General features: G+C 66.1%; 23 protein-coding genes and 1 tRNA gene. 7 read left to right on the forward strand and 17 right to left on the reverse strand.

The features are described 5' to 3' along the window. Positions 1–11: 11 nt before the first annotated feature. Together AC3FKG_RS00325 and AC3FKG_RS00330 are read right to left on the reverse strand one after the other, a co-directional pair. Positions 12–1,007 (reverse strand): CobD/CbiB family protein, encoded by a 996-nt coding sequence (locus tag AC3FKG_RS00325; protein ID WP_483708767.1) that lies wholly within the window; start codon positions 1,005–1,007, stop codon positions 12–14. 229 nt (positions 1,008–1,236) lie between these two features. Next, positions 1,237–1,935: a pirin family protein gene (locus AC3FKG_RS00330; protein WP_488742137.1), complete on the reverse strand. Its 699-nt coding sequence runs from the start codon at positions 1,933–1,935 to the stop codon at positions 1,237–1,239. Positions 1,936–2,086: 151 nt separating this feature from the next. Here AC3FKG_RS00330 and AC3FKG_RS00335 point away from each other — a divergent pair, with 151 nt between their 5' ends. Next, positions 2,087–3,010 carry a LysR family transcriptional regulator gene (locus tag AC3FKG_RS00335; RefSeq protein ID WP_483708769.1) on the forward strand — a complete coding sequence of 308 codons (924 nt, stop codon included), beginning with the start codon at positions 2,087–2,089 and terminating at the stop codon, positions 3,008–3,010. A 15-nt stretch (positions 3,011–3,025) separates the two neighbouring features. Continuing rightward, entirely contained in the window at positions 3,026–3,931 is a 906-nt protein-coding gene (gluQRS, locus tag AC3FKG_RS00340) for a tRNA glutamyl-Q(34) synthetase GluQRS (protein WP_488742138.1), read from the forward strand. Positions 3,932–3,981: 50 nt separating this feature from the next. Here the strand turns inward: gluQRS and AC3FKG_RS00345 are convergent, their stop codons facing one another. Then, on the reverse strand, positions 3,982–5,475 hold the full coding sequence (locus AC3FKG_RS00345; RefSeq protein WP_483708771.1) for a DEAD/DEAH box helicase: 1,494 nt from the start codon (positions 5,473–5,475) through the stop codon (positions 3,982–3,984). A 355-nt stretch (positions 5,476–5,830) separates the two neighbouring features. On the opposite strand from AC3FKG_RS00345, the gene AC3FKG_RS00350 reads away from it, so the two are divergent. Further along, the gene (locus AC3FKG_RS00350) at positions 5,831–6,040 is read left to right on the forward strand and encodes a hypothetical protein (RefSeq protein WP_488742139.1); all 210 of its coding nucleotides are present in this window, start codon (positions 5,831–5,833) and stop codon (positions 6,038–6,040) included. Positions 6,041–6,059: 19 nt separating this feature from the next. On the opposite strand, the gene AC3FKG_RS00355 is transcribed toward AC3FKG_RS00350, so the two are convergent. The 4 genes from AC3FKG_RS00355 to AC3FKG_RS00370 form a co-directional block, all read right to left on the reverse strand. Beyond that, a complete protein-coding gene (locus AC3FKG_RS00355; protein ID WP_488742140.1) occupies positions 6,060–7,358 on the reverse strand; it encodes an MFS transporter in 1,299 nt (432 codons plus the stop codon). A 90-nt stretch (positions 7,359–7,448) separates the two neighbouring features. Further along, positions 7,449–9,122, reverse strand: coding sequence for a urocanate hydratase (hutU, locus tag AC3FKG_RS00360; RefSeq protein ID WP_483708774.1), 1,674 nt, complete (start codon positions 9,120–9,122; stop codon positions 7,449–7,451). A gap of 211 nt (positions 9,123–9,333) precedes the next feature. Then, the gene (hutC, locus tag AC3FKG_RS00365; RefSeq protein WP_483708775.1) at positions 9,334–10,089 is read right to left on the reverse strand and encodes a histidine utilization transcriptional repressor HutC; all 756 of its coding nucleotides are present in this window, start codon (positions 10,087–10,089) and stop codon (positions 9,334–9,336) included. Positions 10,090–10,197: 108 nt separating this feature from the next. Further along, on the reverse strand, positions 10,198–10,878 hold the full coding sequence (locus AC3FKG_RS00370; RefSeq protein WP_483708776.1) for a Crp/Fnr family transcriptional regulator: 681 nt from the start codon (positions 10,876–10,878) through the stop codon (positions 10,198–10,200). A 117-nt stretch (positions 10,879–10,995) separates the two neighbouring features. On the opposite strand from AC3FKG_RS00370, the gene AC3FKG_RS00375 reads away from it, so the two are divergent. Further along, a complete protein-coding gene (locus AC3FKG_RS00375) occupies positions 10,996–11,775 on the forward strand; it encodes a class II aldolase/adducin family protein (protein ID WP_483708777.1) in 780 nt (259 codons plus the stop codon). Between the two features lies 1 nt (position 11,776). Continuing rightward, the gene (locus AC3FKG_RS00380; protein ID WP_483708778.1) at positions 11,777–12,706 is read left to right on the forward strand and encodes a 2-hydroxyacid dehydrogenase; all 930 of its coding nucleotides are present in this window, start codon (positions 11,777–11,779) and stop codon (positions 12,704–12,706) included. Positions 12,707–12,740: 34 nt separating this feature from the next. Here AC3FKG_RS00380 and AC3FKG_RS00385 read toward each other — a convergent pair whose 3' ends face one another. The 6 genes from AC3FKG_RS00385 to rpoD form a co-directional block, all read right to left on the reverse strand. Further along, positions 12,741–13,640, reverse strand: coding sequence for a LysR substrate-binding domain-containing protein (locus AC3FKG_RS00385; RefSeq protein WP_483708779.1), 900 nt, complete (start codon positions 13,638–13,640; stop codon positions 12,741–12,743). A gap of 118 nt (positions 13,641–13,758) precedes the next feature. Beyond that, positions 13,759–14,997, reverse strand: a complete 1,239-nt coding sequence (locus AC3FKG_RS00390; RefSeq protein ID WP_488742141.1) for a metal-dependent hydrolase family protein — start codon at positions 14,995–14,997, stop codon at positions 13,759–13,761. Position 14,998: 1 nt separating this feature from the next. Continuing rightward, positions 14,999–16,336: an MFS transporter gene (locus AC3FKG_RS00395; RefSeq protein WP_483708781.1), complete on the reverse strand. Its 1,338-nt coding sequence runs from the start codon at positions 16,334–16,336 to the stop codon at positions 14,999–15,001. Between the two features lie 214 nt (positions 16,337–16,550). After that, positions 16,551–16,934, reverse strand: a complete 384-nt coding sequence (locus tag AC3FKG_RS00400) for a single-stranded DNA-binding protein (protein ID WP_483708782.1) — start codon at positions 16,932–16,934, stop codon at positions 16,551–16,553. A 134-nt stretch (positions 16,935–17,068) separates the two neighbouring features. Then, a tRNA-Ile gene (locus AC3FKG_RS00405) sits at positions 17,069–17,147 on the reverse strand. A gap of 10 nt (positions 17,148–17,157) precedes the next feature. Further along, positions 17,158–19,428: an RNA polymerase sigma factor RpoD gene (rpoD, locus tag AC3FKG_RS00410; protein ID WP_488742142.1), complete on the reverse strand. Its 2,271-nt coding sequence runs from the start codon at positions 19,426–19,428 to the stop codon at positions 17,158–17,160. Here rpoD and AC3FKG_RS00415 point away from each other — a divergent pair. Then, the gene (locus AC3FKG_RS00415; protein ID WP_483708784.1) at positions 19,418–19,822 is read left to right on the forward strand and encodes a hypothetical protein; all 405 of its coding nucleotides are present in this window, start codon (positions 19,418–19,420) and stop codon (positions 19,820–19,822) included. The two genes, rpoD and AC3FKG_RS00415, sit on opposite strands and share 11 nt — an antisense overlap. Before the next feature lie 97 nt (positions 19,823–19,919). Here the strand turns inward: AC3FKG_RS00415 and dnaG are convergent, their stop codons facing one another. From dnaG to AC3FKG_RS00430, 3 genes are all read right to left on the reverse strand, one after another. After that, on the reverse strand, positions 19,920–21,734 hold the full coding sequence (gene dnaG, locus AC3FKG_RS00420) for a DNA primase (protein WP_488742143.1): 1,815 nt from the start codon (positions 21,732–21,734) through the stop codon (positions 19,920–19,922). Between the two features lie 193 nt (positions 21,735–21,927). Beyond that, positions 21,928–22,374, reverse strand: a complete 447-nt coding sequence (locus AC3FKG_RS00425; protein WP_488742144.1) for a GatB/YqeY domain-containing protein — start codon at positions 22,372–22,374, stop codon at positions 21,928–21,930. A gap of 225 nt (positions 22,375–22,599) precedes the next feature. Then, positions 22,600–23,850, reverse strand: a complete 1,251-nt coding sequence (locus tag AC3FKG_RS00430; RefSeq protein ID WP_488742145.1) for a BaiN/RdsA family NAD(P)/FAD-dependent oxidoreductase — start codon at positions 23,848–23,850, stop codon at positions 22,600–22,602. Between the two features lie 163 nt (positions 23,851–24,013). On the opposite strand from AC3FKG_RS00430, the gene tsaD reads away from it, so the two are divergent. Next, positions 24,014–25,048 (forward strand): tRNA (adenosine(37)-N6)-threonylcarbamoyltransferase complex transferase subunit TsaD, encoded by a 1,035-nt coding sequence (tsaD, locus tag AC3FKG_RS00435; RefSeq protein WP_483708788.1) that lies wholly within the window; start codon positions 24,014–24,016, stop codon positions 25,046–25,048. Between the two features lie 70 nt (positions 25,049–25,118). Here tsaD and folE2 read toward each other — a convergent pair whose 3' ends face one another. After that, positions 25,119–25,931: a GTP cyclohydrolase FolE2 gene (gene folE2, locus AC3FKG_RS00440; RefSeq protein ID WP_483708789.1), complete on the reverse strand. Its 813-nt coding sequence runs from the start codon at positions 25,929–25,931 to the stop codon at positions 25,119–25,121. Between the last annotated feature and the right edge of the window lie 211 nt (positions 25,932–26,142).

Consider the following 26,142-nt stretch of genomic DNA (forward strand, 5'->3'; position numbering starts at 1 on the left):
CAGTGCGCCGGTCAGCCAACCCACAGCGCCAGGGACAGCATCGCCAACAGCAGCATCCACAGCACCACCGCGCGCCAGACCAGCCCCACAGCGGACTGCAGCGTACGGACGCCCGGCTCCGCGCCGAATTCCGGGGCCGAGGGCTCGGGGCCGTTGTCTTCTTCCATGCCGGGCGCGTAGTCGATCGCGGGGCCTGCCGCCATGCTGGTACGCAGCACCACGCTGGAGTCGTCTTCGGGCAGCGGCGTGCCCAGGCGCACGCCGAGCGCCCCGCCACCGCTCGCGAGCAGGATGCCGTTGACCGCATCGTTCCACTTGCGGGCGTGGTTGCGCCACGCGTAGACGGCATCCTCGAAGTTGCCCACGATGGCAAACCCGATCGCCGTCAGCCGCGACGGCACCCAGTCCAGCAGGTAGAACGCGCTCGCGGCAAAGCGACCGAGCGCCGGGCTGCGCTCGGTCGACGGCAGGTTCCACTGGCGGCCCAGGAATTCGGCGGCCCGGTACAGCACCACGCCGCCCGGCCCGATCGGCACCAGGAACCAGAAGAACACGCCGAACACATGGCGGTGCACCGCGACGATCGCCGCTTCAAGCGTGTGGCGCACGATCTCGGTCACCGGCATCTCGATGGTGTCGATGCCGGTCCACTCATGCAGCAACGCGCGCGCGGCGAGCAGGTCGTCGCGGTTCAGCGCCTCGTGGATATCAGTGAAGTAGTGGCTGAACTGGCGAAAGCCCAGCGTCAGGTACAACAACAGCACATTCCACGCGAGCGTGAGCGCGACGCTGATCGACGCGAGCAGGTAGTGCACCACCATCACGCCCAGCGTGAGCGGCAGCACCACGGTGAGCCAGGCCAGCGCGGCATCGCGCGGGCGGCCGGTGTCGAACGCGTGTTCGGCGCGGTCACCGAGCGCGCGCACGATCTCATGGATCGGGTTATTGCGGCCCAGGGCGCGGAACTGCTCTGCGATCAGCGCCAGGAGAACGGATACGAAGGTCATCTCGGTACCGGGTGACGGGCCGGGCGTCGGCCAGGCCGGAAACTAGGGGGTGGCAACCTGCCGGCGATGTGCGGGGCCGGTCGCAAATACATAGCAAGAAGATAGCACAGCGGTACATGCCCGACGACGATCCCGCGGTAAAAGGCAAACAGCCCGCAGGCGCGGGCCGGCGGGCTGTTAGGGATGGCGGTGCGGCGCGGCATGCGCCGCACCGGCCTGGCTCCCGGGATCAGGGCAGGTCGAAGACCAGGACTTCAGCGCCTTCGCCCTGCGTCAGCGCCAGGGCGTCCACGGACTCCAGCGTGGCCGCGTCGCCGGTTTCCAGCGCCTGGCCATTGAGCACGATCCGGCCGCGCGCCACATACACGTAAGCGCGGCGTCCGGGCCGGAGCGCCAGCGTGGCAGACTCATCGCCATCGAACAGCCCGGCGTACAGGCGCACGTCCTGATGCACGAGCACCGAACCTTCGGCGCCATCGGAACTGGCAACCAGGCGCAGCCGGCCGCGCTTGTCCGCCGCGTCGAAGCGCTTTTCCTCGTAGCCGGGCTCGATGCCGGTCTGGTTCGGCATGATCCAGATCTGCAGGAAATGCGTGGTGTCATGGGCGGCATGGTTGTACTCCGAATGCTGCACGCCGGTACCGGCGCTCATGCGTTGCACGTCGCCCGGGCGGATCACGCTGCCGTTGCCCATGCTGTCCTTGTGCGCCAGCTCGCCTTCCAGCACGTAGCTGATGATTTCCATGTCGCGGTGGCCATGGGTGCCAAAACCCATGCCCGGGGCAACGCGGTCTTCATTGATCACGCGAAGCGGCCCGAACTGGACGTGCTTCGGGTCGTAGTAGTCGGCAAAGGAGAACGAGTGATACGACTTCAGCCAGCCGTGATCGGCGTAACCGCGCTCTTCAGACCTTCTGATTTCAATCATTTTGATGGCCCTCCTTGTGGCCCTGGCTTGCCTTTCCCTTGCGGCATAGTGCCGTGGGATATGGCATTTGCTTTCGATGCTAGGAAGTTTAGGCGCTGTGGCGTATATTGAACGGCATCCACTTAGAAGTAATCATTCAGAATTTCTGAATATGCCACTTTCCCTCGAATCCCTTGAAGTCCTGGACGCCATCGAGCGCAAGGGCAGCTTCGCCGCCGCCGCCCATGAGATGGGCAAGGTGCCTTCCGCGCTGACCTATGTGGTACGCAAGCTCGAAGAAGACCTCGACGTGCTGCTGTTCGATCGCCGCCGGCACCGGGCCGAACTGACGCCCGCCGGCCGCGCCTTGCTCGATGAGGGGCGCCACCTGCTCCACGCGGCCGACGACCTGGCGCGACGGGTCAAGCGGCTGGCTACCGGCTGGGAAGCCACACTGACCATCGTGGTGGACGACCTGATCAACTTTCGCGCGCTGCTGCCCGTGATCCAGGATTTCTACAACGAGAACACCGCCACGCGGCTGCGCTTTGCCAAGGAAGTGCTCGGCGGCGCCTGGGATGCGCTGGTCAGCAACCGCGCAGACCTGGTGATCGGCGGCGCTTATGACGCCCCCAGCACGCAGGGCTTCCAGATCCGGCCGCTGGGCAGCATGCCGTTCGTTTTCGCCGTGGCCGCGCACCACCCGCTCGCGACCGAGGAAGGGCCGCTGTCGACCATCCAGATCGCCCGGCACCGGATCGTGGCCGTGGGCGACACCTCGCGCAACCTGCCTGCGCGCACGCACGGCGTGCTGGCCGGACAGGACGTGCTGGTGGTGCCAACCATGCGCGACAAGCTCGAAGCGCAGATCCGCGGCCTTGGCTGCGGCTGGCTGCCGGCGCCGATGGCGCAGCCGCATATCGAAAGCGGCGTACTGCAGGCCCGCGAGACCGTCGAGGTGCGCGCGCCCGGCAACTTCAAGGTGGCCTGGCGCACGAGCAACCGCGGCAAGGCGCTGCAATGGTGGTCAGGCAAGCTTGAAGATCCGCGGCTGGCGCAGGCACTGCTGTTGCAGCAACCCGAACTGGCAGGCTAAGGCAGGGGCACGCGCATGGCAGTACCCGCCAGCGGCTACCGCGGCCGCTTCGCCCCCTCCCCCACCGGCCCGCTGCACATGGGCTCGCTGGTGACTGCGCTGGCCACCTGGCTCGATGCGCGCGCGCACGGCGGCCAGTGGCTGGTGCGGATCGAAGACCTCGACTATCCGCGCTGCGTGCGCGGCGCAGACACGGACATCCTGCAAACGCTCGAACGGCTCGGCCTGGTGCCCGACGAGCCGCCGGTCTGGCAAAGCCGGCGCGAGGCGCTGTACGCCGACGCATTGCATCGCCTTGACGTGGCGGGACAGCTCTACCCCTGCGGCTGCTCACGCAAGGAAATCGCCGATTCGCTGCTGCATGTGCGCGAGCGGCACCAGACGCTTGGGTATCCCGGTACGTGCCGCAACGGGCTCAATGGCAAGTTGCCGCGGGCGTGGCGCGTGCGCGTGCCGGACGGCCCGGCGGCCACCCTTTGCTTCGATGATCGCTGGCAGGGCCGCCAATGCCAGGACCTTGAAACCGAGGTAGGCGACTTCGTGCTGCGCCGCGCGGATGGCCTATGGGCCTATCAGCTTGCCGTGGTGGTCGACGACGGCCTGCAGGGCATCACCCACATCGTGCGCGGCGCCGATTTGCTCGATTCCACACCGCGCCAGATCCACCTGCAGCACCTGCTCGGGCTGCCGACGCCCGCTTATCTGCACGTGCCCGTGGTGGTCAATGCGGTCGGGGAAAAGCTGAGCAAGCAGAGCGGCGCGAAGGCGATTGACACGAGCGCACCGCTCGATGCACTGCGAACGGCAGGCGAGCACCTCGGGCTAAGAAACGAAGGGAGGGATGTGCAGGATTGGCTCGAACGAGCCACCGCGGGCTGGCTGCAGCGCCTGGCGGCGCTGCCAGCCGTGGCCGGGCGCTGACAGGCAGCGCCGGCCTCGCGGCTTGTGCGCGATTTGTGCGCGATACGCGATCAGGACTTGCGCGGTGCGCCGCCCAGCAGGGCCGCGACGGGGCGCTTGGGTCCCTGGCGGCCACGCGACAGCGCCGCCGCGATCATCTCCTCGGCCGGCTTGGCGGGGGCACTGTTCGGGCTGGGCTCGTAGGGACGCGAGAAGAACGGGTCGTCCGAAGGCCGGAACGCGTTGCGGCCGCCACCGTGGTCCGGGCGGCGGCGACGGTCATCGCCCTCACCGTCACCGTTGCTGCGCGCGCGGCGCACATCGCTGCGCTGGCGACGGCGATCGGTCTCTTCCTGGCGGGCCTTCTCGCCGGTGGGATCAAAACCTTCCAGCGTGCCACGCGGGACGCTGCGCTTGATCAGCTTCTCGATATCGACCAGCAGGCGCTCATCGCCCGGCACGAAGATCGACAGCGCGTCGCCGCTGGCGCCGGCGCGGCCGGTTCGGCCAATGCGGTGCACATAGTCTTCGGCGCTGAACGGCAGGTCGAAATTGATCACGCACGGCATGTCGGCAATATCGAGGCCACGTGCCGCCACGTCAGTGGCGACCAGCGCGTCGATGGTGCCGCTCTTGAAGCCTTCAAGCGTCTGCATCCGCTCGGTCTGCGTCTTGTCGCCATGGATGGCGGCGGCGTTGATGCCCTCGCGTTCCAGATGGCGCGCCAGGCGCGAGCAGCCGATCTTGCTGTTGACGAACACGATGCATTGGCGCGACAGGCCTTGCGCCGCGCGCTGGCGCAGCAGGTGCACCACGGCAGCCTGCTTGTGGCCGTCTTCCACCTGGTACACCATCTGGCGCACGTTTTCATTGGTGGAGTTGCTGCGCGCCACTTCGATCGTGACCGGCTGCTTGAGGTAGCTCGCGGCCAGGCGCTTGATCTCGGACGAGAACGTGGCCGAGAACAGCAGCGTCTGGCGCTGCGCCGGCAGCAGGTTGATGATGCGCTGCAGGTCCGGCAGGAAGCCCATGTCGAGCATGCGGTCGGCTTCGTCCAGCACCAGCATCTGCACCTGCGACAGGTTCACCGACTTTTGCTGCACGTGGTCCAGCAGGCGGCCCGGCGTGGCCACCAGGATTTCCACGCCACGGCGCAGCGCATCGGTCTGCGGGTTCATGTCCACGCCGCCGAACACCACCGTGCTGCGCAGGTCGGTGTGCTTGGCATAGCGCGCGACGTTGTCATAGACCTGGTCGGCCAGTTCGCGCGTGGGCGTCAGCATCAGCGCGCGCACCGGGTGGCGCGCCGGCGAGGCGCTCGCATTGGCCATCGGCAGCAGGCGCTGGATGATCGGCAGGGCAAAGCCGGCGGTCTTGCCGGTGCCGGTCTGGGCAGCGCCCATCACGTCCTTGCCGAGGAGCACCACGGGGATGGCCTGCGCCTGGATCGGCGTCGGCTTGGTATAGCCTTGCTCGGACAAGGCGCGCAGGATGCGCGCGTCCAGGCCAAAGCTCTCGAACGTCTGCTCGGCGGCGTTCTGTTCAGGTAGGGTCGTAGTCGTCATGGTATCGGGGTGCGGCGGGAGGCGAACCCGGCACAAACGGATACGCGTCTGGAACTCATCTCGCCTTGCTACAGGCCGGATCCGGGGCGGATCCTGGCGCGGCAATGCCTCCAACGGCATTTGCCTAAGCGAATCAAAGACTTAGATTTTAGCACCTCTGCCACCACACTGAACAGGTGGGCAAGGCGGCACTGCGCGCACGCGCCGATCGCGCCGGTTGATCTCTCAAGCCAGTATGGGCTTTGAGGATTTCAACAACGTGTCACACAGCGCGGCGATGATGCCGCCAGTCCGTCGCCAACGACAGCTGTCGCGGCGCCGGATTGACTCCCCGACACGACAGGACACCGAACCTTTGACCTTGACCTTGAGCCTGAACATGGATCTGGACTTTCTTCGCCAGGCGCGTGACCGCTTCCTGATGACTTCCACGGTGTTCCTCGGCCTGCCAGGCGCGACGGGCCCGGCAGCGCCGTCCGCGGCGGCCGCCGGCCAGCCGCACTGCAACGGTACGCAATTGCCGACCTGGCCGTTCGCACAGCACCGTTTGCCAGCAGCCGGTTGAGCACCGGCCGCCGTTGCCTTCATTTCAGGCGGCGCCCTAGCGTTTCCGGCACCAGCGCCAGCCCGATCAGCGACACCAGACCGCAGCCGATCACATAGAGCGCCGGCGCATTGGCGTCACCCGTGATCTGGATCAGGTGCGTCGAGAAGTACTGCGCAAAGCCACCGAAGATCGCAATCGCCACGCAGTAGGCGATCGACAGGCCCGTGGCGCGCAGGCGCTGCGGCAGCACCTCGCTGACCAGCACCATCGAGGCCGGCGAGGTCATCGACATCGGCACCGACAGGCAGGCCACGACCACCAGCAGACGTGCCAGCGACGGCTCGGCGTTGATCAGCACGAACGCCGGATAGACCATTACCAGCAGCGCCACGCGCGACCACAGCACCACCGTCTTGCGGCCGACGCGGTCGGCCAGCCAGCCAGCAAATGGCGACAGCACGACCTGCACCAGCGCCGCGATGCAGCCGGCCCAGATGCTCAGCGACAGCGGCATCTTCAGCACGCTCACGGCGTAGTTGCTGAGGTAGTAGATGACGATATACGTCGACGAGGCCAGGCCGATCATCAGCAGGATGCTGGCGAGCACCTCGCGTGCATGCCGGCGCAGCAGCGGCCATTGCGCGGCGTGTTCGCCGTGATGCAGGGGCTCGGCGGTTTCCTCCAGGCGGCGGCGGATCACCAGGCCGACCGGAATCACGAGAATGCCGATCAGGAACGCAAGGCGCCAGCCCCACGCTTCGAGCTCGGCCGGCGCCAGCACGTTGCTCAGCACCAGGCCGGTGACCGCGCCCAGCAGCGCCGCCAGGCCCTGGCTGAACGGTTGCCACGCGGTATAGAAGCCTCGCGTGCGGTCATCGGCGTACTCGAGCAGCAGCGCGGTCGAAGCGCCCATTTCGCCGCCGATGGCAAAACCCTGCACCAGCCGCGCCACCACCACCATGACCGGCGCCAGGATGCCGATCTGCGCGTACGACGGCGCCACCACGAAGATCAGCGAACTCAGGCCCATGAGCCACAGCGTCAGCGCGACGGCCGGCTTGCGCCCGGCGCGGTCGGCATACATGCCGATCAGCAGGCCGCCGAGCGGGCGCATCAGGAAGCCGACGCCAAACGTGGCGAACGACATCAGCAACTGGCCCGTCGGATTTTCAACCGGGAAATACAGCCGGCCGATCAGCGTGGCGAAGAAGCTGTAGACGACGAAATCGTAGAACTCCAGGCCATTGCCGACGGTGATCGCGGCAATGGCACGTGCGCGCGACAGTTGCGGCTGTGGCGCCGCAACCGCCGCGCCGGCGGTGCTTTGGATGGACATGGGTGTCTCCGTGAACGGTATGGCAACGGCCGGCGCGCGGGCAGCCGGCCGCTTATGCTGCTCTTGTTGGCAGTCGCCTTAGTCAAGCGATCAGCCGCGCAGCATCGGCAGGTCCAGGCCCTGCTCGCGTGCGCAGTCGACGGCGATCTGGTAGCCGGCGTCGGCATGGCGCATGACGCCGGTGGCGGGGTCGTTGTTCAGCACGCGGGCAATGCGCGCGGCGGCTTCATCGGTGCCGTCGCAGACGATCACCACGCCCGAATGCTGCGAGAAGCCCATGCCGACGCCACCGCCGTGGTGCAGGCTCACCCAGGTCGCACCGCTCGCGGTGTTGAGCAGCGCGTTGAGCAGCGGCCAGTCGGAGACAGCGTCCGACCCATCCTGCATGGACTCGGTCTCGCGGTTCGGGCTGGCAACCGAGCCCGAATCCAGGTGGTCGCGGCCGATCACGACGGGAGCCGACAACTCGCCGCTGCGCACCATCTCGTTGAACGCCAGGCCCAGCTTGGCACGCAGGCCAAGGCCGACCCAGCAGATGCGCGCCGGCAGGCCCTGGAAGCTGATGCGCTCGCGCGCCATGTCGAGCCAGCGGTGCAGGTGGGCATCGTCGGGGATCAGTTCCTTGACCTTGGCATCGGTCTTGTAGATGTCCTGCGGATCGCCCGACAGCGCGGCCCAGCGGAACGGGCCAATGCCGCGGCAGAACAGCGGACGGATATAGGCCGGCACGAAGCCCGGGAAATCGAACGCATTCTCGACGCCCTCTTCCTGGGCCATCTGGCGGATGTTGTTGCCGTAGTCGAAGGTCGGCACGCCCATCTTCTGGAAGGCCAGCATGGCGCGCACATGCGCGGCCATCGAAACCTTGGCGGCCTTCACCACCACGGCCGGTTCGCGCTGGGCGCGCTCGCGGTACTCATCCCAGCTCCAGCCCGCCGGCAGGTAGCCGTTGAGCGGGTCGTGCGCGCTGGTCTGGTCGGTGACCATGTCAGGGCGCACGCCGCGGCGCACCAGTTCGGGCAGCACTTCGGCGGCGTTGGCGCACAGCGCGATCGAAATCGACTTGCCTTGCGAGGTGTAGCGGTCAATGCGGGCCAGCGCGTCGTCGAGATCGGTGGCCTGCTCGTCGACATAGCGCGTTTTCAGGCGGAAATCGATGCGGCTCTGCTGGCATTCGATGTTCAGCGAGCACGCGCCGGCCAGCGTGGCGGCCAGCGGCTGCGCGCCGCCCATTCCACCCAGGCCGGCGGTCAGCACCCAGCGGCCCTTGAGGCTGCCGCCGTAATGCTGGCGGCCCGCCTCGACAAAGGTTTCATACGTGCCCTGCACGATGCCCTGGCTGCCGATATAGATCCACGAACCGGCGGTCATCTGGCCGTACATGGCCAGGCCCCTGGCGTCGAGTTCGTTGAAGTGTTCCCAGTTGGCCCAGTGCGGCACCAGATTCGAGTTGGCGATCAGCACGCGCGGCGCGTCGCGGTGGGTGCGAAACACGCCGACCGGCTTGCCCGACTGGACCAGAAGGGTCTCGTCGTCTTCCAGACGGGTCAGCACCTCGACGATACGGTCATAGCATTCCCAGTTGCGCGCGGCACGGCCAATACCGCCGTAGACCACCAGCTCCTTCGGGTTCTCCGCGACCTCCGGGTCGAGGTTGTTCATCAGCATGCGCAACGGCGCTTCGGTCAGCCAGCTCTTGGCGGTCAGCTTGTTGCCACGCGGGGCACGGATCTCAACATCGCGGAAACGGGGGTTCACACTCACGGCAGCTCCTTGGAATCACTGGCCCGGCCACGCCGGGAATCAACATCTCTTGGGTATGTATAGTCTTGTATATACAAGTATAGAGGTATTGGGGTATTCCCGAGGCTAGGCATGATGAGGGACGGAATGTGACGACGCCCCGGCTTGCCGGGGCGTCGAGTGTTGCAGCCGCTACGTCAGATCAGGCTCATCTTGACCTGTAGCAGGCGCCTCAGGACGTGAAGCGTCCTTCGAGCCGGTGCATTGAGCCCGGATGAAGCAGCCGCACCGCCGTCACCACGCGATTGGACGACCACGTGCGGCGCCGGATCAGCAGGCATGGCTCGCCGCGATCGATCTGCAGCAGGGCGCACTCCTCGGGCGTGGCCAGCACGGCTTCAACCACATGCTCGCCCTCGGTCAGCGGTGCCACGCGCGACAGGTATTCGTACGGCGTGTGGCGGGTGAAATCCTGCGCCAGGTAGTCGGGCGCCACCGTCGCGTTGACGTAGCGGTCCTCAAGCTGGATCGGCACATCGTCCTCGTAGTGCACGATCACCGTGTGGAAGACGCGCTGGCCCTCGCCCACATCGAGTGCGGCGGCCCTGGCCGCGCCGGCCGGTTCCTCGCTGCTCTTCACCACCCTGGCATGGTGGCGGCGGCCGCGCGCGGCGATTTCCTCGGCGATATTGTTGACCGCGTAGAGCGCGGAATTGCGCTTCGGTTCGGCCACGAACGTGCCGACACCCTGCATGCGCACCAGCAATCCGTCAGCCGTCAGCTCGCGCAACGCGCGGTTCACCGTCATGCGGCTTACGCCCAGGTCCTCGACCAGTTCGGTTTCGGACGGCACGCGATGATGCGGCGGCCAGCTGCCGTCGGCGATCTTGCCGCTGATGAATTGCTTAACGCGCGCGTAGAGCGGCGCCGGTAGCGTGTCGGACAGCCCGGCGGCCGGCCGGCCCGGCTGTGCGGAGGCTTGAGACAACGGTTTTCCCCATGACGCGGACACACTCGGCACTGTGCGCGATATCCGCTGGACTTGTATAGCGTGGTATCTACATCAGCGGCGAATGTACCACGCGGCGCACACGAATCACGCCGTGGCGAGCCGCCGCAGCGCCGCTGGCTCAAGCAACTCCACTTGGCGGTAATGGCGGCGTATCCAGCCGGCGTCCTCCCATGCCTGCAGGTACTTGGCGACGGTCTGGCGCGAGCGGTTGACCATATCGCCGAGGTCCTCGGCCGAGACCCGCACCACATGGTCGGTACGGTCGGCCAGTTCAAGCAGGCGCGCCGCCATGCGCGCATCGACGGGTGCCTGCTGCGCGCGCTCGGCGTGATCGAAGGCGACGCGCAGGCGCGCGCAGATCTGCTGGACGATCAGTTGCATGCCTTCCGGATGGGCGGCCAGGATACGGTCGAAATCGCGCCGGCCCAGCACCAGCAACTCGGTGCTGCCCACGGCGAAAGCGTCATGCGTGCGCGGCTTGCCGTCGAGCAGGGAGATCTCGCCGAACCAGCGGCCGCGGCCGATCACCGAATAGACCGACTCGCGTCCGCTCGCGCTGACGCGGCTCATGCGCACGCGGCCCGCCAGCACCATGCAGAAATACGTCGGCGGATCGCCGCGCGCGAAGATCATGTCGCCGTCGCCGAACCGCTGCCGGCGTGCGGCCTTCTGCACGGCGTCGAGCACGCGCGCCGGCGCATTGCGCAGCCAGCCGCTTGCCAACACGCTGCGCGGCAGCGCCCTGCCGGAATCCACGGCTTTCACATCACCCTCCCTGCTGGCCAAAGCGAGATTGTCCAATACTTAACAGACTTGCGCGCAGGCCCGGGCGCAGAATGCCACCGCACTCACGACACAGAACACACCCCCGGAGGCTTTCACATGGCGCAAGTACAACTCGTCGATGCGGTCGATTCCGTCAGGGACCGCGTTTCCGACGCGGAATGGCAGATGCGCGTCGACCTGGCGGCGGCCTACCGCCTGGTCGCGCATTTCGGCTGGGATGACCTGATCTTCACCCATATCTCGGCACGCGTGCCCGACGCGCCCGACCAGTTCCTGATCAATCCCTACGGCATGCTGTTCGACGAGATCACGGCGTCCAGCCTGGTCAAGGTCGACCATCACGGCCACCCCGTGCTGGACACGCCGTATGACGTCAACCCCGCCGGCTTCATCATCCACAGCGCCGTGCACGAGGCGCGGCCAGAGATCGGCTGCGTCATGCACACCCACACCCCGCACGGCGTGGCGGTGTCGGCGCAGCAGGCCGGTCTGCTGCCGCTCTCGCAGCAGGCCATGTTCGCGCGCATGGGCCTGGCCTACCACGACTACGAAGGCGTGGCGCTGCGCGAGGACGAGAAAGTGAGACTGGTGGCCGACCTTGGCGGCAGCAAGCAGATGATCCTGCGCAACCACGGCCTGCTGACCTGCGGGCGCACGGTGTCCGACGCGTTCCTGACGATGTACACGCTGGAGTCCGCATGCCGCGTCCAGATACTCGCGCAGAGCGGCGGCACGCCGCTGACGCTGGTGCCGGAAGCCGTCAGCACCGACGTGGGCGCGCAGGCGCGCCAGGCTACCAAGGGAAAGGGCTCGGGCCTGGCATGGCCGGGCCTGCTGCGCCGCCTGGACCGAATCCAACCGGACTTCCGCAACTGACATGGGCATCCTCGTACATCTTCCCTCATTCATGGCGGGCCCCATCACCGCCGCGCTGCGTGAAGCCGCGCCCGACATCGCCGTCTGGAACGGCCGCGAAAACGCACCCGCGGACGAAGTCGAAGCCATCATGGCCTGGGGCCTGAAGCCGGGCGTGCTGCCCGCCTTCCCAAACCTGCGCCTGGTCTGCGCCGCCGCGGCGGGCGTCGACAAGCTGCTGGCCGCGCCCGACCTGCCGCCAAGCATGCCCGTCACCCGCGTGGTTGATCCGGGCCAGCAGACCGGCATCGCGCATTACGTGCTGGCCATGGCCCTGCGTCATGCGCGTCGCCTGGGCGACTATGCTGCGCAACAGCGCCGTGGCGAATGGAAGCGCCACCCGGCACCGGACCTCTCGCGCTGCCGCGTCGGCGTGCTGGGCATGGGCGAGATCGGCAGCGCCGTGGCGCGCACGTTCGCGGCCATCGGCTTTCCGGTGGCGGGATGGAGCCGCAGCGGCAAAGGCATTCCCGATGTGATCGACTACACCGGCGATGCCGGCTTGTCCGCGATGCTCGCGCAGACCGACATCCTGGTTTGCACGCTGCCGCTCACGCCGCAAACGCATGGCCTGCTGAACCGGCAGACACTCTCGCAATTGCCGCCCGGCGCTTTCTTCATCAACGTTGGTCGCGGCGAGCACCTGGTGGAACCCGACCTGGTCGCGCTGATCGACGAAGGCCACCTGGCCGGCGCGGCGCTCGATGTGTTTTCGAAGGAACCGCCGGAACCTGGCGATCCGGTTTGGAACCATCCGCGCATCGAAGCGACTCCGCATATTGCGTGCGATCCGTCGTATGAACTTGTGGCACGGCAGTGCGTGGAGAACGTGCGCAGGATGCGTGATGGCCGGGAACTGATGAACCTGGTCGACCGGGCGGCCGGATACTGATGTCAGGCCGCAGCCCGCGCGGGGCTGCCAGGTATCACGCCGCCGTCGCCTGCCGCACCATCCAGTTGCGGAAGGCACGCGCGGCGGCGGGCTCCATGCGATCGCGCGGCCAGATCGCGTAGTAGCCGCCACCAAGACTGGCACTCGCTTCGCAAGCACGCACCAGCAGGCCGTCGCGCAGGCAGCCGTCGATCATGTGCCGCCAGCCGAGCGCGATGCCCTGCCCTTCTATCGCCAGCTGCAGCAGGATCGGATACTGGTTCGAGGTCAGGAAGGTACGCGGATTCGCGTCAGGCACGCCCTGGTGCGCAAACCATGCCTGCCACGACATCCATTGCCGCTGGCCATCGTCGAGCATCAGCAGGGTCTCGTTGACCAGTGCCGACGGGGCTAGCGTGCGCCCGTCGAGATAGGCCGGCGCGCACACCGGGAAGACATCCTCGCCGTACAGTCGCCGCGCCGCCAGCCCGGGCGGCGGACCCTCGCGCAGGTAGTACAGGCCAATGTCGAATTCGGCGGCGGACAGCGACGCCAGGCTGTCATTCACAATGAGCCGCAACTGGATCTCGGGATGTGCCGCACGGAACGAAGCCAGCCGCGGCGTCAACCACAGCACGGCCACGCCAGTGGAGCACGCCACGGTCAGCGCCGTGTGACTGCGCACCTTCATCACGTCTTCGGTGGCCTCGGCACAGCCGACCAGCAATCGTTGCACAACCTCGGCATAGCGCTGGCCGCTGACTGTCAGGCGCAGCGCGCGCGGCTCGCGGATGAACAGCTTGCGTCCGAGAAAGCTTTCGAGCTGAGCGACTTGCCGGCTGATCGCGCTTTGCGTCAGATGCAGCTCCACGGCGGCGCGTGTGAAGCTGCCAAGCCGCATCGCGGCTTCGAAGGCGACCAGGTTGGCCAGGGGCGGTAGCGGAGAGATGCGCATGGGAGCTTCCGGTCGCGGGAGCTGCCATGATAGACCGCGAGTACGAGGGAGAGCGAGAGGAAGGCGGGAGCGAATGCACGCCAGGCCCGGCGCGGCCACCGGGCCTAGGTTTCGTGGATCAGGACGCGCGACGGTGAATGCGCCCGGCTTGCATCACCACGCTGAGGTGTTCGCCCTGACCGGCGATCAGGCCGATATCGTCGAGTGGATTGCCATCCACGAGCAGCAGGTCCGCCGTCGCCCCGGCCCGCACGGCACCGAGTTCGCCATCGCGCTGCAGGATCGCCGCGGCGATCGAGGTGGCCGAACGGATGGCCTCGAGGTTGCCGAGCAGTTCGGAGCGAATGCGGAATTCTTCGGCCTGATGGTCGTGCATTTCACCGAGCAGGTCCGAACCGTAGCCCATCTGTACGCCGGCATCGGCGTAGATGCGCAGCGAGTCGCGGCCCGCCTGGCGCACGGTCTCGATCTTGGCAACCGAGTCGGCGGGCAGGCCCAGGCGCGCGCCATCGCGTGCCAGCGCGTCATAGGTCACCAGCGTCGGCACGACAAAGGCGCCGTGCTTGCGCATTTCGTCCGCGGCGGCGCGGTCGACCAGATTGCCGTGCTCGATGGTGCGCACGCCGCAGCGCACCACGCGCGTGATGGCACGGCCGGTGTACGCGTGGGCCATCACATAGGTCTGCGCGGCCTCGGCCTCGGCCACGATGGCCCGGATCTCGTCTTCGCTGTACTGGGTATTGCCGATCGGATCGGTCGGAGACGCCACGCCGCCGGACGCCATGATCTTGATCTGCGTGGCGCCCTTCTGGATCTCTTCGCGCACCGCGAGGCGCACCGCGTCCACGCCATCGGCCACGCGCGCAATGGCGCCGGCGCGGAACGCGCACGAGCACGGCTCCAGCACGTCGGAGCGCGGTCGGAAGTCGCCATGGCCACCGGTCTGCGACAACGCCTTGCCCGACGGGAAAATGCGCGGCCCCGGCACGAGGCCGGTGGCCACCGCTTGCGACAGGCCCCAATCAGCGCCGCCAGCATCGCGCACCGTGGTGAAGCCGCGGTCAAGCATGCCCTTCATGATCGGCAACGCGCGGATGGCGACCAGTACGTTGGGCTGCACCGCGTTCAGGCCGAGGTTCGCAAGCGACGCCAGCACGTGCACATGGCAGTCGATCAAGCCGGGCATCACGGTCTTGCCGCGTGCATCGATACGCGTGGCGTTGGGTGCATCGATGGCCGGGCCGACAGCGACGATGCGCTCGCCCTCTACCAGGACATCGTGGCCGCGCAGCAGCTCGCCCATGCCGGGGTCGAGCACATCGCCGCCGCGAAAGAGGATCTGTGGAATCTGGGTCATATCAGCGTTGTTGCAGGTAAGCGGGTTCGCGGACAAAGCGCGTGCCGGCCAGGCTGATGGCGGCCGCGATCATGACGTAGATAGCCGGCGCCATGCTGCTGCCGGTGGTGGCGATCAGCCAGGTGATGATGAACGACGCAAAGCCGCCGAAGATCGTCACCGCGAAGTTGTAGGCCACAGACAGGCCGGTCGACAGCACGCGCGCGGGGAACAGCTCGGAGAACGCGGCCAGGATCGGGCCGGTATAGGCAGCGATCAGGATGCCGAACACCAGCTGGAACACCAGCAGCGACAGCAGGCCGGGCACATGGTTGATATACGCGAACATCGGCCAGGCCAGCACCAGTATCAGCAGCGCCGAGCCGCTCAGCAGCACCCGGCGGCCGATGCGGTCCGCCAGCCTGCCGACCAGCGGCGCGAACAGCATGATGGTGCAGCCGCCCACCATGCCGGCGATAAAGCCGTCCGACTGCGGCACGCTCAGCACCTTGACGGCATAGGTCGGCATGTAGAACAGCAGCACGTAGGTGCACACCGTCCACAGGATCACCATCGAGAAGCTGGCGAACGTTTCGCGCGGGTAGGCCTGGAACACTTCCTTGAGCGGCGAGTCGGCGCGTTCCGTGGTTTCGCGGAAGGCCGGGGTCTCGTCGAGATGGTGGCGGATGTAGTAGCCCACGGGCCCGATCACGATACCGAGCAGGAACGGCAGGCGCCACCCCCAGCTGCTGAGCGCTTCGGGGCTCAGCGAACGCGTGACGAAGGTTCCGACCGCTGCGCCGAGCAGCACGGCAACGCCGATACTCGCCTGGATCCAGCTCGAGTAGTAGGCGCGCTCGCGCTCGGGCGCGTATTCGGTCAGGAAGGCCGTGGCGCCACCCATCTCGCCGCCGGCGGAGAAGCCCTGCAGCAGGCGCGCCACCACGATCAGGAGCGGCGCGAAAATCCCGACTTGCTGGTAGGTCGGCGCGAGGCCGATCAGCGTGGTGCCAAGCGCCATCAGCAGGATAGTCATCGACAGTGCGGCCTTGCGGCCGACACGGTCGGCATAGATGCCGAGCACAATACCGCCGACCGGCCGCATGAAGAAGCCCACGCCGAACGTGGCCACGGCCAGCAGCAGCGAGCTGAGGTCATTGCCGGTGGGGAAGAACAGCTTCGCGATGATGATCGCGAAAAAGCTGTAGACGGTAAAGTCAAACCACTCCAGGCCATTGCCGATCACCGTCGCGATGATGGCGCGCCGCCGCTGGGCGGGCTCGATGACAGGCGCGGGCTGGGTGCGGCTCGCGGACGAATAGGTGGCGGTGGCGCTTGTGGGCGCGGCGCTGTTGTGCATGGGTCTCCTCATCGGTAACCACTGCCGCGGTTCGTGGCGGATGCACCGTTCGACTGACTAGCAGATGGTGAGCCGATGTTAGGAGAAGGGGCGCAGCGAGCGTTAGCGATATCTCTGCATGCGGGCATGCGCGCAGCGCATGGGTAGGCCAACGCCGGTGTAAATCATCCCACTGCACGGAAGCGAGACTTCGAGACCCTCGTGGCGCTAACCGCTATCGACGATCGTCGTCATCCTCGAACCCGCCGGAGTCGGCACGGCGCGATGCCGGCTCTTGCTCCATCGCCTCACGCTTGTGCTTTACGTGGTAAGGCGTCAGCAGCCCATGCGCCACCAGGTCAAGCGCGGGGCGTACCTGGCCGTTCTTGTCCGTCCAGACCTTCGGCGTCAGCGAACCAGACAGCGACACGCTGTCGCCGTCCTGCAGGGCCAGAAGCGCATCGCCTACGCTCTGCGTGAACGTGATCACGTTCACGATCACGGCTTCACCGTCGCCGGTCGCGGCGCGCACCCTTGCGGTGACGAAGCGGTGGCCGCCATTGCCGGTGCGCTCGGCCGGCTGGCCGTACAGCTTTCCGGAGATCAGGGCATCAATCATTTGGGGACTCTTTGGTGGTAGTCGTGGAGGGCGTTTCGGCTCGCGGGTGGTGAGGCGCTGATTTTGGCGAAGTGTTCCGCCGAGCCAAAAAAACAAAGGGGTTGCGGACAATTTCCGCAACCCCTCGTGGCAATTGGTGGGCCTCCCGTGAGTCGAACACGGCACCAACGGATTATGAGTCCGCTGCTCTAACCAGGCATGAGCTAGAGGCCCTTGGAAGCGTTTAACTGCCCTCCAGGAAACTCTTGAGCTTATCAGAGCGGCTCGGGTGGCGCAGCTTTCTTAGTGCCTTGGCTTCTATCTGGCGGATCCGTTCGCGCGTGACATCGAACTGCTTGCCGACTTCTTCGAGCGTGTGGTCGGTGCTCATCTCAATGCCGAAGCGCATGCGCAATACCTTGGCTTCGCGCGGCGTGAGCGAATCCAGCACGTCCTTGACGACGCCGCGCATGGAGCCGTGCAGCGCCGCTTCGGCCGGAGCCAGCGTGTTGGTGTCCTCGATGAAGTCGCCCAGATGGGAGTCGTCGTCGTCACCGATCGGCGTTTCCATGGAGATCGGCTCCTTGGCGATCTTCATGATCTTGCGGATCTTGTCTTCCGGCATCTCCATCTTCTCGGCCAGCGTTGCCGGATCCGGCTCATTGCCGGTTTCCTGCAGGATCTGGCGCGAGATGCGGTTCATCTTGTTGATCGTCTCGATCATGTGCACCGGGATGCGGATGGTGCGCGCCTGGTCGGCGATCGAGCGCGTGATGGCCTGGCGGATCCACCACGTCGCGTACGTGGAGAACTTGTAGCCGCGGCGGTATTCGAACTTGTCCACCGCCTTCATCAGGCCGATGTTGCCTTCCTGGATCAGGTCGAGGAACTGCAGGCCGCGGTTGGTGTATTTCTTGGCGATCGAGATCACCAGGCGCAGGTTGGCCTCGGTCATCTCGCGCTTGGCTTCGCGCGCGCGCTTCTCGCCCTCGGCCATCTTGCGGTTGACGCCCTTGAGTTCCTTGAGCGGCAGCACCACGCGCGCCTGCAGGTCGATCAGCTTCTGCTGCAGTTCATGCACGGCCGGCACGTTGCGCTCGACGATGGTGCTGTACGGCTTGCCGTCGGCGATCACCGTGTGGATCCACTCGAGGTTGGTCTCGTTGCCAGGGAAGCGGGCGACGAAATCCGCGCGCGGCATGCCGCACTTGTCCACCACGTTGTTCAGGATGGCGCGTTCGAGCTTGCGCACTTCGTCCACCTGGCCGCGCAGCGTGTCGCACAGCCGTTCGACGCTGCGCGCGGTGAAGCGGATGCCCATCAGCTCGGACTGGATGGCTTCCTGCGCCTTGACGTAAGGCTTGGACTTGTAGCCTTCCTTCTCGAAGGCGCGGCGCATCTTGTCGAACTGCTCGGCAATCACGCGGAATTTTTCGAGCGCGGACAACTTCAGCTCTTCGAGCTGGCGAGCCGAGGCACCGGCGCCGGCAGCGTCGTCGTCTTCGTCTTCTTCGTCGGATTCCTCTTCGTCATCCGAGTCGAGCTCTTCCTCGTCCGCCGCCGATGCGCCGGCAGCTTCTTGCGCCATGTCGTCGGCGTTCGGGTCGATCAGGCCATCGACGAATTCGTCGATCTTGATCTCGTCGCTGGCGACGCGCTCGGCATTGGCCAGGATCTCCGAGATCGTGACCGGGCAGGCCGAAATGGCCATCACCATGTCCTTCAGGCCCGCCTCGATGCGCTTGGCGATCACGATTTCGCCTTCGCGCGTCAGCAGCTCCACCGTGCCCATTTCACGCATGTACATGCGCACGGGGTCCGTGGTGCGGCCGAATTCGGAGTCCACCGTCGACAGCGCGGCTTCGGCTTCTTCCTCGGCCTCTTCCTCGCTGGTGGCCGACGGGGCGTTGTCGTTGAGCAGCAGCGTTTCGGCGTCCGGCGCCTGCTCGTACACGGCAATGCCGATGTCGTTCAGGGTGGCGACGAGCGTGTCGATCGTCTCCGAATCGACCATGTCGTCCGGCAGGTGATCGTTGATCTCGGCGTACGTGAGATAGCCGCGCGACTTGCCGAGCTTGATCAGCGCCTTGAGCTTCTGGCGGCGCAGCTCGAGTTCTTCCTCGGTGCCCTGCCGGGTCGAGGCGAACTCCTTGAGCAGCGCCTTTTCCTTGGCCTTGCGGTCCTTGGCTTTCTGCTTTTCGGACTTCGGTGCCGCGGCAGGCGTTGCTGTGCGGGTCTCGTTCTCGTCGAACTCTTCGATCACGTCGCCCGTCGTGCTGTCATCGTGCTGCATCTCGGCCTTGGGCTTGCGGCCGCGCTTTTTCGGCTCGGGCTTGCTGGCCGGCGCTGCGGGACGCTCGGATGCAACGGCTGCAGGAGATGCCGCGCGTGCCTTCGGCGCCGGCGCAGCAGCGCCTGCCTTGGCGCTCGCCCTCTTGGCACCGGCGGCGGCCGGCTGTTTGCTCTCGACTTCGGTATTCTGCTGTTTCGCCACGGTGATACTCTTGCCTTTCACTGGTGCAGATGCGGCGACCTTGCCGCTGGTACTGGCGCTGCTGGCGCTCTTGCCGCTCTCGCGTGCCGAAGTCGAGGCCTTTGTCGTTTCAGATGTGCGATTTCTGGTGGCAGTGGTCTCGGCGGGCGATTCAGCGCCTCGCGCAGACTTTGATGGCGCAGACCGGGCTGGCGTCCTGACGGGCGCGGTCGATGTTTTCGCCGCCGCGGATTTCACAGACGCCTTGCCGCTCCCGGATTGGGAAGCCTTTACGGAAACCTTTTCGGTTGCTTTGGCCTTTGCCATTGGCACGCTCACTTTCACCAGATATGGAGAGAAAGATTTCGCAATCCAAACCGGCTATTGTAGCACGCCACAGATAGCCAGCTTCCTGTCAGGTATGGGTTTCACCTGAAAAATCAAGGGTTAAGCTCAACACTGTGCTGGCTTTCCCCTTTACCTCCTCGTTGGCACCACCGCCCCATGCACCAGCGATTGTGCGTATCTGTGCACTAGCCAAGCCGCCTGCGGCGATGGACTTCGCCAACCAGCCAGCGCATGCGTTCCTTGGTTGCCTCGTCGGCCGTGCCCGCGATCACGGCGGCCTGAAGCCGTTCCAGCTCACGACTCAATGGTTCGGCCAGCAGTTTGGTAACGGCGGCGTCGAATTCCTGTGTCGCCGGTTCCTCTTCGATCTCTTCTCGAAGCACCGCGGTGCGTGCAGCCGCGTATGCCTCGGCATAGGGCGATTGCGCCAGATGCTCGCTGAATGCCGCGAAATTCACCTGGCCCTCCACCTCGTCGCAGGCGGCGACCAGGTGCGCGAGAACGTCGGCTTCGCCGCCCTCCGAATCTAACAGAAGTGCACGACTGTCCTCGTCCAGTCGTGCCGACAATGACGGATAGCACATCAACAATTGCAATACGCGCTGCTCCAGACCCGTCGGCGCCTGGCGCCGGGTACGCGGACGCGGCTGGGCAAAGCGCCCAGCCCGGGCCGGGTCGCTGCGCAGGCCGCAAAGCGCCTCGATTTCGGCGGGCGTCGTACCGGTAGCATCGGCAAGTTCGCGGATAATCTGTAGCCGCAGCCCGCCAGCCGGCATGGCCTGCAGCAGCGGCTTGGCTTCATACTGCGCGCGGGCGCGGCCTTCCGGCTGGCGCAGGTCAAGTTCTTCCGTCACCGACTGCAGCAGGAAGCGCGACAGCGGCATGGCATCGCGCACCTGCGCCGCGAACGCCTCGGTGCCCTCTTCGCGCACATAGCTGTCCGGGTCGTGCTCGGCCGGCAGGAACAGGAAGCGAATGGACTTGTTATCCGCCACATGCGGCAAGCAGGCTTCCAGTCCACGGCGGGCAGCACGGCGGCCCGCCGCGTCCCCGTCGAACGAAAACACCACGGAATCTGTCTGCCGCAACAGCTTCTGCACGTGCACGGGCGTACACGCCGTGCCGAGCGTCGCCACGGCATTGGCAAACCCGAGCTGCGCCAGCGCCACCACGTCCATATACCCTTCGACCACCAGGACGTAGCCGGTTTCCCGAATCGCGTGCCGCGCCTCGAACAAGCCGTACAACTCGGTGCCCTTGCTGAACAGCGGCGTCTCGGGCGAATTAAGGTATTTGGGTTCGCCCTGCCCCATGACGCGCCCGCCGAAGCCAATGACGGCGCCTTTGGTGTTGCGAATGGGGAACATGATGCGGTCGCGGAAGCGGTCATAGCGGCGCGGCTTGCCGTCCGCATCGCGCTTTTCGCTACTCTCGATCAGCAGGCCGGCTTCCACGAGCGGAGCCGCAATGCCGTCGTCGCGGTAGCTGCCAAACACCGCTTCCAGGCCCTGCCAGTCATCCGGCGCATAGCCCAGGCCGAAACTGGCCGCGATCTCGCCCGTCAGGCCGCGCCCTTTCAGGTACTGGATGGCTTGCGGCGCGCCGCGCAACTGGCGGCGATAAAAATCGGTGGCGCGTGTCATGGCATCGGACAGCGCTACCGAGCGCGCCTGCTGCTCCGCACGCTGTCCTGGCGGCAGGCGGTCGCGCTCCTCGGGCACGGTCATGCCGACCGACTGGGAAAGCTCACGCACCGCTTCCGGATAAGACTGCCCGGAATACTCCATCAGGAAACCGATAGCCGAGCCATGCGCACCGCATCCAAAGCAGTGATAGAACTGTTTGGTCGGCGATACCGTGAACGACGGCGACTTCTCGTTATGAAACGGACACAGCCCCATGAAATTGGCGCCGCCCTTCTTCAGCTGCACATACTTGCCCACCACATCGACAATGTCGACACGGTTGAGCAGGTCCTGAATGAAGGATTGCGGAATCACCCGACTGACCGTCCTGTGGCATGGCCGTCCCGTGGCCGGGCAGCCGCTTTTTTGAAGATGCGTGACCGGAAATGCTCCCGGCTGCTATGGAATGATTGTAGTGTAGGCGCGACATTGCGCCCGCACTATCTGCATCGCCGGCCATTTCCAACTATCTACCGGCAATTTTCCAACTACTGGGTTAAACGCGCACTTAACTGGACAGCGCCGCCTTGACCAGCGCCGAGACGGCGGTCATGTCGGCACGGCCCGCAAGCTTGGGCTTGAGCACGCCCATGACCTTGCCCATGTCCTGCGGACCTGCAGCACCGGTATCGGCCACGGCCTGCTGGACTTCGGCGGCTATCTCGGCATCGGACAGCGCGGCCGGCATATAGACCTTGAGCACATCGACCTCGGCCTGCTCCTTCTGAACCAGGTCGTCTCGGCCGGCCTGCTGGAACTGGGTGATCGAATCCTTGCGCTGCTTGAGCATCTTGTCCACAACGGCGAGCACGGCGGCGTCGTCCAGCTCGATGCGCTCGTCGACTTCGCGCTGCTTGATCGCGGCCAGCAGCAGGCGGATAGTGCCGAGACGCTCGGTTTCGCGGGCGCGCATGGCGGCCTTCATGTCGTCGCTGATTCTGGCTTTGAGGGACATCGTGATCTTCCGGAAACGGGTTGGCAGGCGGCTGCGGCAAGCCAGAAACGCAAAAACCCGCCGCGGCCTGGCCACAGCGGGCCTGCGCGCAAAGGCGGGCGCCGTCAGTACAGCAATGTTGGGCAGCACCTGGCTACCAATGTGCTTGTCGCAGGGCCAGTTATGCAGAGTTGTCGATTGTAGCACCACGCCTCAGCGGCGGAAATTGCGCCCCAAACGCCTCACTCAGGCGATGGCGCGCCCGTTATGCGCTGTCTCGGCCAGCGCCTGTCCGGCCGCGACGGCCGAAGCCCAGGCCCACTGGAAGTTGTAGCCGCCCAGCCAGCCGGTCACATCGACGACTTCGCCAATGAAATACAGGCCCGGAACGTCCCGCGCCATCATGGTGGAGGAAGACAGGCCGCGCGTATCCACCCCGCCCAGCGTCACTTCGGCCTTGCGATACCCTTCGGTGCCGGACGGCACCACGCGCCAGTCGTTCAGCGCTGCGCCAAGCCGCCGCAGCGCCTTGTCGGCAATGTCGTGCAGCGGCAGGCCGCCGTCCACGCCAGCCGCCGTGCACCATGCATCCGCAAGGCGCGCCGGCAGGCGCTGCCCCAGCAGGTTGGCCAGGTGCTTGCGGCTGCCCGCCTTGTGCTCCAGCAGCCAGTCGGCGGCATCCTCGCCGTCGAAAAGGTCGATCTTGATGGGCGTTCCCGGCTGCCAGAAGCTTGAAATCTGCAGCACAGCCGGACCGGACAGTCCGCGGTGCGTCCACAGCAGGTCTTCGCGGAAGGCGCCGGCGGCCTTGCCCGAGCCGGTGGAGATATCCACCTCCAGCGACACTCCGGCCAGCGGCACAAACGGCTGCCAGGCCTGGCCGTCGAAGGTCAGCGGCACCAGCGCCGGCCGGGTCTCCACGACCTTCAGCCCGAACTGGCGCGCAATGCGGTAGCCAATGTCCGTGGCGCCGATCTTGGGGATCGACAGGCCGCCGGTGGCCACCACGAGCGCGCCCGCGCGCACGGCGCCCTGCGAGGTCAGCAGCAGGTAGTCGTCCCCCTCACGGCGGACCTCGACGATGCTGCAGCCGGTCTGCCAGCGCACGTGGCCGGCATCGCACTCGGCGCGCAGCATGGCGATGACGTCCTCGGCGCTGTCATTGCAGAACAGCTGGCCGCGGTGCTTCTCGTGCCAGTCGATGCGATAGCGCCGCATCAGGTCCAGGAAATGCTGCGGCGTGTAGCGCGCCAGCGCCGATCGGCAGAAGTGCGGATTGGCCGAGAGATAGTTGGCGGGCCCCGCCTGCAGGTTGGTGAAATTGCAGCGGCCGCCACCCGAAATGCGGATCTTCTCGGCCAGCCGCGTGGCGTGGTCGATCAGCACCACGCGCGCGCCGCCCTGGCCCGCCACTGCGGCACACATCATGCCGGCCGCGCCAGCGCCCAGCACGGCCACGTCATACCGGCCCGCCTGCGAGCCCGCCGAACTGCTCATCCCAACCCTCGCCAAATCCAGACCCTGCCACGCAGGAAAGCGCAGATTGTAGCGAAAAGCGGACCGGGCGCCGGTGTGCTACCCTGCTACGCTTCACGCAACTCGTTGTTTTGACGGCGGTTTCGTTCGGTTCCCGACCGGACCGGATCGCCGCACCGCTCCCATGCTTGTCCTCGGCATCGAATCTTCCTGCGACGAAACCGGCCTCGCCCTCTACGACACCGAAGCCGGCCTGCTCGCCCACGCCCTGCATTCGCAGATCGCCATGCACCGCGAGTACGGCGGCGTGGTCCCCGAACTCGCTTCGCGCGACCATATCCGCCGCGTACTGCCGCTGCTGCAGCAGGTGCTGGACGACGCCGGCCGCAGCCGCGCCGATATCGATGCCATTGCCTTCACCCAGGGCCCGGGACTGGCCGGCGCACTGCTGGTCGGCGCCTCGGTCGCCAACGCGCTGGGTTTCGCGCTGAGCGTGCCGATGATCGGCGTGCATCATCTCGAAGGCCACCTGCTGTCGCCGCTGCTCACAAACGAGCCGCCGCCGTTCCCGTTCGTGGCGCTGCTGGTTTCCGGCGGCCATACCCAACTGATGGAAGTGAAAGGCGTCGGCGACTATGCCCTGCTCGGCGAGACCCTCGACGACGCCGCCGGCGAGGCCTTCGACAAGACCGCCAAGCTGCTCGGCCTGGGATATCCCGGCGGACCCGAGGTCTCGCGCCTGGCCGAATTCGGCACGCCCGGCGCGTTTGAGCTGCCGCGGCCGATGCTGCATTCGGGCAACCTCGATTTCTCGTTTGCCGGCCTCAAGACCGCCGTGCTGACGCAGACCCGCAAGCTGGCCAATACCTGCGAGCAGGACCGCGCCAACCTGGCACGGTCCTTCGTCGACGCCATCGTCGATGTACTGGCCGCCAAGTCCTTCACCGCGCTCAAGCAGACCGGGCACAAGCGGCTGGTGGTAGCCGGCGGCGTCGGCGCCAATCGCCAGTTGCGCGAACGCCTGGACCAGCTTGGCAAGCAGCGCAAGATCGACGTCTACTACCCGGACCTGGCCTTCTGCACCGACAACGGCGCAATGATCGCCTTCGCCGGCGCCATGCGGCTGCAGGCCGCGCCGCAGCTGGCGCAGCGCAGCTACGGCTATGGCGTGACGCCGCGCTGGGACCTGTCGGATATCCGCCTGCCTTCTGCCGCCTGAACGGGCTGCCTGCGCAGGAAACAAAAAGGCCACCGCGAAAGGTGGCCTTTTTGTTTGGATGGAGACCAGCTTACGCCGTCGGTTCCAGCCGCTTGTCGCGCTCGATCACCGCATAGGCGCTGTGGTTGTGGATCGACTCGAAGTTTTCGGCCTCGAGCACGTAGGCCACGATGCGATCATCCGCATTGAGACGCATGGCAATGTCGCGCACCAGGTCTTCCACGAACTTGGGATTCTCGTAGGCGCGCTCGGTCACGAACTTCTCGTCGGGACGCTTGAGCAGGCCCCACAGCTCGCACGAGGCCTCTTCCTCGGCCATGCGCACCAGCGCCTCCACCGGCAATTCGCCCGCCAGTTCCACGTTCATCGTGATGTGCGAACGCTGGTTGTGCGCGCCGTACTGCGAGATCTTCTTCGAGCACGGGCACAGGCTGGTCACCGGCACCAGCGCCTTCAGGAACACGCGCGTCACGCCGTTGCGGATCTCGCCGGTCAACGTGACCTCGTAGTCCATCAGCGATTCCACGCCCGACACGGGCGCGATCTTGCTGATGAAGTACGGGAACGTGACCTCGATGCGGCCGGCTTCGGCTTCGAGCTTTTCCAGCATCTTGTCGAGCAGCACGCGGAAGCTCGCCAGCTCCAGTGGGGCGCGCTCCTCTTCCAGCAGCGCGACAAAGCGCGACATATGCGTGCCCTTGACCTCGGCAGGCAAATGCACGTCGAGGTTGAAGGTGCCCACGCTCGGGACCACGCCGGCCGGCGTCTTCAGCGAGACCGGATAGCGCACGCCCTTGACCCCGACACGCTGGATGGGGATCTGGCGGGTGTCACGGCTCGACTGGACGTCGGGCATCACGAAGGCGGGATTGATGTCATTCATCTACGGTTTCCTCCAGGACCACACCAGCGGAGTGGCGCAAGCCCTTACGGTCGCGGCATTTTCGCAGTCCATCCATGCCGCGCAACGAGTGTGAAACCACGGCGCCGGCCAAATTCAAGCCGACCCGCAGCTGCGAACACAAAAAAAGGGGAGTTTAAGGGAATTCACACGGAGCCGCCCGAAGCGGCTCCGTACCCTTACAGATCGTACG

This window comes from Cupriavidus sp. 22TCCZM04-2 (assembly GCF_057798895.1).

Coding starts and splice junctions, on each gene's coding strand:
- AC3FKG_RS00385 (WP_483708779.1), bottom strand. CDS start 13,640: ATGCGCATCTCTCCGCTACCGCCCCTGGCCAACCTGGTCGCCTTCGAA.
- tsaD (WP_483708788.1), top strand. CDS start 24,014: ATGCTTGTCCTCGGCATCGAATCTTCCTGCGACGAAACCGGCCTCGCC.
- AC3FKG_RS00380 (WP_483708778.1), top strand. CDS start 11,777: ATGGGCATCCTCGTACATCTTCCCTCATTCATGGCGGGCCCCATCACC.
- folE2 (WP_483708789.1), bottom strand. CDS start 25,931: ATGAATGACATCAATCCCGCCTTCGTGATGCCCGACGTCCAGTCGAGC.
- AC3FKG_RS00425 (WP_488742144.1), bottom strand. CDS start 22,374: ATGTCCCTCAAAGCCAGAATCAGCGACGACATGAAGGCCGCCATGCGC.
- AC3FKG_RS00400 (WP_483708782.1), bottom strand. CDS start 16,934: ATGATTGATGCCCTGATCTCCGGAAAGCTGTACGGCCAGCCGGCCGAG.
- AC3FKG_RS00395 (WP_483708781.1), bottom strand. CDS start 16,336: ATGCACAACAGCGCCGCGCCCACAAGCGCCACCGCCACCTATTCGTCC.
- AC3FKG_RS00430 (WP_488742145.1), bottom strand. CDS start 23,850: ATGAGCAGTTCGGCGGGCTCGCAGGCGGGCCGGTATGACGTGGCCGTG.
- AC3FKG_RS00345 (WP_483708771.1), bottom strand. CDS start 5,475: ATGACGACTACGACCCTACCTGAACAGAACGCCGCCGAGCAGACGTTC.
- AC3FKG_RS00330 (WP_488742137.1), bottom strand. CDS start 1,935: ATGATTGAAATCAGAAGGTCTGAAGAGCGCGGTTACGCCGATCACGGC.
- AC3FKG_RS00375 (WP_483708777.1), top strand. CDS start 10,996: ATGGCGCAAGTACAACTCGTCGATGCGGTCGATTCCGTCAGGGACCGC.
- gluQRS (WP_488742138.1), top strand. CDS start 3,026: ATGGCAGTACCCGCCAGCGGCTACCGCGGCCGCTTCGCCCCCTCCCCC.
- AC3FKG_RS00390 (WP_488742141.1), bottom strand. CDS start 14,997: ATGACCCAGATTCCACAGATCCTCTTTCGCGGCGGCGATGTGCTCGAC.
- AC3FKG_RS00335 (WP_483708769.1), top strand. CDS start 2,087: ATGCCACTTTCCCTCGAATCCCTTGAAGTCCTGGACGCCATCGAGCGC.
- AC3FKG_RS00325 (WP_483708767.1), bottom strand. CDS start 1,007: ATGACCTTCGTATCCGTTCTCCTGGCGCTGATCGCAGAGCAGTTCCGC.
- AC3FKG_RS00355 (WP_488742140.1), bottom strand. CDS start 7,358: ATGTCCATCCAAAGCACCGCCGGCGCGGCGGTTGCGGCGCCACAGCCG.